General features: G+C 43.7%; 3 protein-coding genes and 1 pseudogene. All 4 read left to right on the forward strand.

Annotated elements, in window-relative coordinates; translation table 11 throughout:
- A pseudogene (locus B3O33_RS15960) lies at positions 1–69 on the forward strand (iron-sulfur cluster insertion protein ErpA); the annotation flags it as partial.
- A gap of 118 nt (positions 70–187) precedes the next feature.
- Entirely contained in the window at positions 188–1,447 is a 1,260-nt protein-coding gene (locus B3O33_RS05385) for a DUF2254 domain-containing protein (protein ID WP_292361305.1), read from the forward strand.
- A gap of 173 nt (positions 1,448–1,620) precedes the next feature.
- Positions 1,621–2,247 (forward strand): TetR/AcrR family transcriptional regulator, encoded by a 627-nt coding sequence (locus B3O33_RS05390; RefSeq protein WP_292361306.1) that lies wholly within the window; start codon positions 1,621–1,623, stop codon positions 2,245–2,247.
- A gap of 3 nt (positions 2,248–2,250) precedes the next feature.
- Positions 2,251–2,782 (forward strand): efflux RND transporter periplasmic adaptor subunit (locus tag B3O33_RS05395; protein WP_292363148.1); only part of this gene is annotated, 532 nt, incomplete at its 3' end.

A 2,782-nucleotide genomic window follows, 5' to 3' on the forward strand; every position in this document is an offset into this window, starting at 1 on the left:
ACACAATTTGTGATTCGTAATCCAAATGCCACTACCACTTGTGGTTGCGGATCATCGTTCTCACCATAATTATTCGCTTTCCACAGAACACATTAAACCGCTATATTGCCATGCAATACAGCGGTTTTTTATTGCCCACAAATTGGTTGGCGAAATTTAATTCGCAAGGATACAAGGAAGCCCTCAGATGATATCCAAGTGGCAATGGTTACTGTCTCAATTGACCCGAACCTTATGGATTCGCGCCGCTTTATTTGCTTTGCTTGCTGTTGTTACAGCACTGATCGCCATTCCTGCCCAGAGTATTATCAATACTCCCCTGCCACTTAATATCGGTGCTGATGCTGTTGGTCAGATCCTGAACATTCTTGCCTCCAGCATGTTGGCGGTCACCACCTTTTCCCTCAGCGTCATGGTGGCAGCTTATTCTGCAGCCAGTAATGGTGCGACACCTCGAGCGACTAAACTGGTTCAACAAGATACGACAACACAAAATGTACTGGCAACCTTCATTGGCTCTTTTCTTTTCAGTCTGGTCGGCATTATCGCCTTAAGCACAGATGTTTACGATGACAATGGCAGACTGATTTTGTTTATCGTCACGATTGGCATCATTATCCTGATTGTCGTGACCATGTTGCGCTGGATAGAACATTTGTCGCAATTAGGTCGTCTTGGAGAAACTTCTGATAGAGTAGAAAAATCGGCGTTGGATACCATCAGGCAACGAGTTGAACATCCCACATTAGGCGGACGCAGACTGGAAAACAAAGATGAAATTCCAGATGATGCAACAGCGATTTTTTGCGATATTATTGGTTATGTAAGACATATTGATGTCGGGGCTCTCCAGCAATGTGCTAAATATCATAATGCTGAAATTGGTGTACTGGTGCTTCCGGGTGAATTTGTTCATCCAGCAAAACCCAAAGCCTGGTTTAAAGGTCAATTTTCTGAAGAAGCCAAGTCGGCAATAACCGCATCAATTACCTTAGGCAATGAACGGTCTTTTTCTCAGGATCCCCGTTTTGGGCTAATGGTCTTAGCCGAAATAGCTTCCCGGGCACTCTCACCTGCAGTCAATGATCCCGGTACTGCAATAGATATTCTTAACCGGGCCATTCGTATTCTGATTCATTGGAAAGACTATAAAATTGATGAGAGTGAGGACAAACTGCTCTATCCAAATGTCTGGATACCGGAACTGAGTCTCAGCGATTTGTTTGATGATATTTTTATGCCCATTGGCCGTGATGGCGCCAGCATGATCGAAGTTCAACTCAGGTTACAGAAAGCACTGGAAGCACTCGCCGATAACTCACCTGCCATTTTCGGAACAGAGGTTTCGCGTCATCTAAAACTTATCAAACAGCGTGCAGAACACGCATTAGTCCTGGATTCCGATAAGCAGCTTTTACAGCCCATCTACAATCGACTGATAAAATAAGCTCTTACATCTCATCTTTATTCAAGTCTGTTGAACAGTCGTCAACATATAGCTGGCGGCTCTTAAAGCTCAACGAGATCTGAACATTAAATATAATTTTTTGTTTTTTTTAACTTTACCTTAACGTAGTGCATGTATATTATGAATGAACGTTCATTCATAAAAAGTTATCTATGTCACCTGCTGCCCCCTCTGCAGATAAACGCGAAGCCATTTTCTGTGCCACATTAAAGCTACTCGCCAGTTATGGTTTTCACGGCTTTTCCATAAAACAGCTAGCCGAAGAGGCAGGTGTTGCAACTGGTACGATTTATCTTTATTTCAAAGATCGTGACGATCTTATTCGCGAGTTGAAAACCCAGATCATTGATGACTTCATCAAAGCAACACTTGATGGTCATGACCCGCAACTGCCACTCAAACAACAATACCGCCGCATGTGCTGCAATCTTTGGCACTTTTGTATTGAAAACCCCTGCATTACCCATAGCAAAGCACAGTTTGATCACTTGCCACCGGATATTTTACGAAGCCAGCGCAGCCATGCATGGGATGGACTTCAACCCCTCAAAGCACTTTTTGAACAAGGACGTAATACGCATCAGATTAAAAAGTTATCTGACGATATTTTGATCAGTTTAAGTTTTGAACCTTATCTGTTTCTTGCTCGTCAGCATCTGTTAGACGTCATTAAAGTTGATAGCGAGCAACTAACACACATTATTGATGCCAGCTGGGATGCCATTGCCTGCTCGCCTTCTCAGGCAACTGGTACAGAAGGACAATCTACTCAGGAGTAATACATGCCACGCTTTAAGCTATCTGTTAAACAGTTCATTTTAAGTAGTTTGTTGGTTTTCGGTCTGGCGGCCTGTCAATCTGAACAAAATAATGCTGAAGACACCGAGAATGGTGCATCTGCAACCCCGGTTAATGTAGTTACTCTGATTAAGCAGCCGATTACCTTAACAACTGAGCTGCCAGCACGAACAGTAGCGTTCCGTCAGGCAGAAGTGCGTCCTCAGGTAAATGGCATTATTGAAAAACGTCTGTTTGATGAGGGGGCTGATGTAGAAGCCGGTCAGCAGCTTTATCAAATTGATGCCGCACCGTTTGAGGCGGCATTACAGATGGCCCGTGCAGAACTGGCTCGAGCTGAAGCGAACCTGCAATCGACCAAAGCGCGTGAACAACGTTTTAAAGGATTAATCGACAATAAAGCAATCAGCCAGCAGGATTATGACGATGCATTAGCTGCTTTCCTGCAATCACAAGCTGAAGTTTCAGTAGCGAAAGCCAATATTGAAACGGCACAGATCAATCTTCGCTATACCA

This window comes from Methylophaga sp. UBA1464 (genome assembly GCF_002325665.1).
Classification (GTDB): Bacteria; Pseudomonadota; Gammaproteobacteria; order Nitrosococcales; family Methylophagaceae; genus Methylophaga.

Coding starts and splice junctions, on each gene's coding strand:
- B3O33_RS05390 (WP_292361306.1), top strand. CDS start 1,621: ATGTCACCTGCTGCCCCCTCTGCAGATAAACGCGAAGCCATTTTCTGT.
- B3O33_RS05385 (WP_292361305.1), top strand. CDS start 188: ATGATATCCAAGTGGCAATGGTTACTGTCTCAATTGACCCGAACCTTA.